The organism is Legionella sp. (assembly GCF_047605385.1).
Lineage (GTDB): Bacteria > Pseudomonadota > Gammaproteobacteria > Legionellales > Legionellaceae > Legionella.
Map to the genome: position 1 here is coordinate 1 of NZ_JASGFU010000114.1, position 4,987 is coordinate 4,987.

A 4,987-nucleotide genomic window follows, 5' to 3' on the forward strand; every position below is an offset into this window, starting at 1 on the left:
TGCATCATAGATTTTAAGAGCGTCTTCAATATCAGTTAGTAGCATGTCTTGTCTTGAAATTTTATAAAACCTATATGGTGCCAGATAAACAAATTTTGCGCAATAGTAAACGTTCAGCAAAGTTACCGCCTTTGTGGGGCGGTAACTTTGCTGACCTGTTACCATTTTTTTCTTCCATAATTAAAATGCCAATCCAATCATACTGACTATTACTGATCTTGAGTAATAAATTTGGCTGTAATAATCAGTCAGTTAATTGTTCAATAATTTTTTGTAATCTATAAGCACTATCATAGTGGATCATTAAAGATCCCTTACCTGCTTTTCCAGGTTTTAATTTAATTGCTGTTTGCAATTGTTTGGCAAGACGATTAACTTGTTCCTGATAGTGTGTGTGTATGTCGGGCATTTCTTTGGGTATTTCATCGGTCTCATTTTTTCCCGTTTTAATCCGTTCAACCAATTTCTCGGTTTCACGAACAGATAAATTTTTCGCAATGATTAATTGTGCTACTTGGTTTTGCTGTTCTTCTGCAAGCATTAATAGTGCTCGTGCGTGTCCCATATCAATATCACCATGCTCAAGCAGTTTTTTTACTGCAGCTGATAAAGACAACAAACGCAAATAATTACTCACTGCAGCACGAGATTTACACAATAAATCAGCTACTTGTTGATGAGTAAGTGAAAATTCATCAGTTAATCGATGCATCGCTCGAGCTTGATCCATGGCGTTTAAATCTTCACGTTGTAAATTTTCCACCAAAGCCATAGCCATTGCTGTTTCATCATCAACCTGTTTTAAAATTACTGGTACTTCAGTTAAACCAGCAATTTGGCTGGCACGCCAGCGTCGCTCACCAGCAATAATTTCATAACGACCATCGCTTAGTTCACGTACTAACAAGGGTTGCAATAAACCTTGTTTTTTTATTGATTCAGCCAACTCATGAAGTGGTGCATCTTCCATTTCTCCCCGTGGCTGATATTTTCCAGGTTGTAAACAACTGACTGCCAGCTTAAGATTTTCAGTGGCTGGTTTTTCGGATAGCAAAATACCACCTGGTTGGCTTAATAATGCGGATAAATTACGTCCTAAACCACTACGTTTTACTGTCATAAATTACCCCGTTTAATTTGTTACCGTTTGTTTGTTGAGCATTTCAGATGCCAATACCATATAAGCTGCTGCGCCAGGTGAGGTTTTATCATAATGTAATGCGGGCATGCCATGGCTGGGAGCTTCTGCTAAGCGGACGTTGCGTGGTACTACCGTTCGATAGACCTTAGTTGGAAAGTGTTCAAGCAACTGTTTTGATACGTCAGAACACAAGCGGTTACGCGCATCATACATAGTACGTAATACGCCTTCTAGATGTAGGCGCGGATTTACTGAGGTTTTGACCTGCTCAATGGTTGATAACAAAGCCGCTAAACCCTCTAGTGCATAATATTCACACTGCATGGGAATAAGTACAGAATCTGCGGCAACAAAGGCATTAATAGTTAAGGTATTTAATGCCGGCGGGCAATCGATCAATATGTAATCATATCTGCTTTGTAAAGGCTGCAAGGATTTATATAAAAAGGTTTCGCGGTGATTTCGTTCCATTAAACTGACTTCAGCAACGGTTAAATCATCGTTACCTGGAATTAAATCATAACCGCAGACAGTACTCAAACAAGCTTGTTCTGCCAGGCAATCATGTAATAATACATCATTTGTCGTATGGACCAATTGATTTTTATCAACACCGCTGCCCATAGTCGCATTTCCTTGTGGATCCAAATCAATCAACAAGACGTGTTGACCATTTGCCGCTAAGGAGGTCGATAAATTAATAGCGGTAGTCGTTTTGCCTACCCCACCTTTTTGATTGGCAATGGCTATGACTTTTGCCATGATTAATTCCTTGGTTGTGTGTTTTCTATAAGGACGCAGCAGCGTTCACCATCAACACCTTCAACAGTATAGTGTTCTACTTTGCAGTTGTGCTTTATTTCGCGCAGCTCGGTATCAGGGTGACGGCCTTTCATTGCTAACCAAATTCCATCTTTAGCAATAAGGTGTTCAGTCCACTGAATCATTTGCGTAAGGCTACTAAAAGCTCGACTTACAACTGTATCAAAACCTTGAGCCGGGTGGTAGTTTTCGACGCGAAAATGTACGATTTCCAAGTTGCTTAAATGGAGTTGTCGTTTTATCTCATTAAGAAAGCGGATTTTTTTACCATTTGCATCTAATAAGACAAAATTTTTTTCAGGTTGCGCGATTGCGAGAGGAATTCCTGGTAGCCCTGCGCCAGTGCCTACGTCAATGATTCGTGTGCCTTTGAGCCATGGTAAAATAGCCAGACTGTCGAGTAGATGCTTGCTCACCATGGATTTTATGTCGCGAATCGCCGTCAAATTATAAGCTAAATTCCATTTCTTAAGTAAGAGTAAATAACTGCATAAAGGCTCAAGCAATGCATTTAAACCATATTGAGTTAAGCCTTGCTCCAGCAAACATTTTGCTTCTAATCTGTCATTCATGCGTCAAGCCGTTGTTTTTTTAAGTGAACCAGGAGCAAAGATAAAGCGGCAGGAGTGACGCCAGAAATACGACCTGCTTGTGCCAATGTTGTTGGTTTGATCTTTGAAAGTTTTTGAATCACTTCATTAGATAATCCAGTCACTTCTTGGTAATCCAGAGATTCAGGTAGCGGTGTATTTTCATGTTTACGCATTTTTTCAATGTCGTGTTGTTGTCGCTCAATATAGCCTGCATATTTATTTTGAATTTCAATTTGCTCACTAACTTCTGGAGCCAGCTTCGGTAACTCTAGTTCTTCTACCATTAATAAATGTTGGTAGTTAATTTCTGGGCGTTTTAAAAATTCACAGGCTCTATTGTCATGCTGCATGGGGTTTGTTAACACTTCTTTAAACAGCTCATTATGATTTACACGAATCCATGAATTGTGTAATAAATTTTGTGTTGATTCAATGGCTTCGCGTTTTTGTGAAAAATGCTGCCAACGCTCCTCATTTACCATACCTAATTCACGTCCTTTAGCAGTTAAGCGCAAGTCGGCATTGTCTTCGCGCAATAATAAGCGATATTCTGCGCGTGAGGTGAACATGCGGTAAGGTTCTTGAGTACCTAAGGTAATCAAATCATCGATTAAAACGCCAATATAGGCTTCATCGCGACGTGGGCACCAGAGTTCTTTATCTTGAACTTGTAACGCCGCATTCATACCCGCAATAATTCCTTGTGCAGCAGCCTCTTCATAACCTGTGGTGCCATTAATTTGGCCTGCAAAAAATAAATTAGGAATTGGCTTCGTTTGTAAAAACGAAGTAAGGCCACGAGGGTCAAAATAATCATACTCAATGGCATAACCAGGACGCGTAATATGTGCATTTTCAAAGCCTTTAATGGTACGTACAAACTGTACCTGCACATCAAAAGGCAAGCTAGTGGAAATACCATTGGGATAGATTTCTTCGGTCGTTAATCCTTCGGGTTCAACAAAAATTTGGTGCGATAATTTATCCGCAAAACGTACAATCTTATCTTCAATGGATGGACAATAACGTGGCCCAATACCTTCAATAACCCCGGCATACATTGGCGATTGGTGTAGATTATTACGAATAATCTCATGAGTTGCTTCTGTGGTGTGCGTGATATGACAGGAAACTTGTTCTGGATGATCATTAATGCTTCCCATATACGAAAATACTGGCATTGGCGTATCACCAGGTTGTGGAGTCATTTGATGGTAATCTAAAGATCGACGGTCAATACGAGGTGGTGTACCGGTTTTTAAACGGCCAACAGGTAAGTTTAAGTCGCGTAAGCTGTGTGCTAAAGCAATTGCTGGTGGATCTCCTGCTCGTCCACCGGCATATTGGCTCATTCCAACATGAATCTTGCCGCCTAAGAAGGTACCTACAGTAAGAACTACAGCACGGGCATGTAAAGTGTAACCCATCTGGGTGATTACTCCAGTAATGCGTTCACCTTCAATGACTAGATCATCTACTGCTTGTTGGAACAAGGTCAGATTGGGTTGCGTTTGGAGTTGTTCCCTAATGGCTTGGCGATAAAGCACACGATCGGCCTGAGCACGAGTAGCGCGCACAGCAGGGCCTTTAGACGCGTTCAATGTCCGAAATTGAATGCCTGCTTTATCAGCAGCTTTAGCCATGGCACCGTCTAGAGCATCGATTTCCTTAACCAAATGGCCTTTACCAATACCACCAATAGCTGGATTACAGGACATTTGACCTAATAAATCCATATTATGCGTTAATAGTAAGGTTTGTGCTCCTAGGCGTGCTGCGGCAAGTGCTGCTTCAGTTCCTGCATGACCTCCACCAACAACAATGACGTCGTATATTTTTTCAAGATTCATAAGTCTTATCGTATATTGGTAACAAAAGCGGCAATTATACACTTTTTTTACAACTGACCCAAGGGTTAAAGTGGACCTATATGGTGAATTGCCTCAAATTACCTGTTGCCGAAGGCCTACCTAAATAAGCATGTAAATTACATCGTTGCCTCAATATCACTGTTGCTGTGCTGTAAAAAAACGAATGATGGATGAATTTTGCGAAACGCATGGTTATCATCGTAAGGTGGCAGTACGGTTATTAAGACAGTTGCCAATCTCTGATCAAAAGCCTAAGAAACCAGGTAAAAAGAAAACTTAAGCAAGCATTAGGGTCAAGCTTTGCTTTTTGCTCAAGAGAAACAAACGAGTATGCGCAGTTCTTGCTGCGTTCACAGAACCTAGGCAAAAAGGCTTGACCCTGAACGATCCCGTCAAATTTTTGCACAATCATAATTTTCCCAGTCTAAGACATAATTACTGATAGATGAAAAAGCATCTATCAGTTGTTTTTTTCGTATTTTATAAAAAGATACATGCCTTAGAATAACCCCAGTTCGGAGTTTTTAAGTAAGAAAAATGGAGTTCCAAAGGCTTGTAAT

Annotated in this window: 4 protein-coding genes; all 4 read right to left on the reverse strand. The window is 40.4% G+C overall.

The features are described 5' to 3' along the window. Positions 1–244: 244 nt before the first annotated feature. The 4 genes from QM652_RS14065 to mnmG are packed head-to-tail and all read right to left on the reverse strand — an operon-like array spanning position 245 to position 4,406. Positions 245–1,120 (reverse strand): ParB/RepB/Spo0J family partition protein, encoded by an 876-nt coding sequence (locus QM652_RS14065; RefSeq protein ID WP_415076869.1) that lies wholly within the window; start codon positions 1,118–1,120, stop codon positions 245–247. 12 nt (positions 1,121–1,132) lie between these two features. Continuing rightward, positions 1,133–1,903: a ParA family protein gene (locus QM652_RS14070; RefSeq protein WP_415076871.1), complete on the reverse strand. Its 771-nt coding sequence runs from the start codon at positions 1,901–1,903 to the stop codon at positions 1,133–1,135. A gap of 2 nt (positions 1,904–1,905) precedes the next feature. After that, entirely contained in the window at positions 1,906–2,535 is a 630-nt protein-coding gene (gene rsmG / locus QM652_RS14075; RefSeq protein WP_415076873.1) for a 16S rRNA (guanine(527)-N(7))-methyltransferase RsmG, read from the reverse strand. After that, positions 2,532–4,406, reverse strand: coding sequence for a tRNA uridine-5-carboxymethylaminomethyl(34) synthesis enzyme MnmG (gene mnmG / locus QM652_RS14080; protein ID WP_415076875.1), 1,875 nt, complete (start codon positions 4,404–4,406; stop codon positions 2,532–2,534). Before mnmG ends, rsmG begins: the two co-directional genes overlap by 4 nt. Positions 4,407–4,987: the final 581 nt, after the last annotated feature.

Excerpts from the sequence above, each read along its gene's own strand:
- QM652_RS14065 (WP_415076869.1), bottom strand. The coding sequence starts at position 1,120 with ATGACAGTAAAACGTAGTGGTTTAGGACGTAATTTATCCGCATTATTA.
- QM652_RS14070 (WP_415076871.1), bottom strand. The coding sequence starts at position 1,903 with ATGGCAAAAGTCATAGCCATTGCCAATCAAAAAGGTGGGGTAGGCAAA.
- rsmG (WP_415076873.1), bottom strand. The coding sequence starts at position 2,535 with ATGAATGACAGATTAGAAGCAAAATGTTTGCTGGAGCAAGGCTTAACT.
- mnmG (WP_415076875.1), bottom strand. The coding sequence starts at position 4,406 with ATGAATCTTGAAAAAATATACGACGTCATTGTTGTTGGTGGAGGTCAT.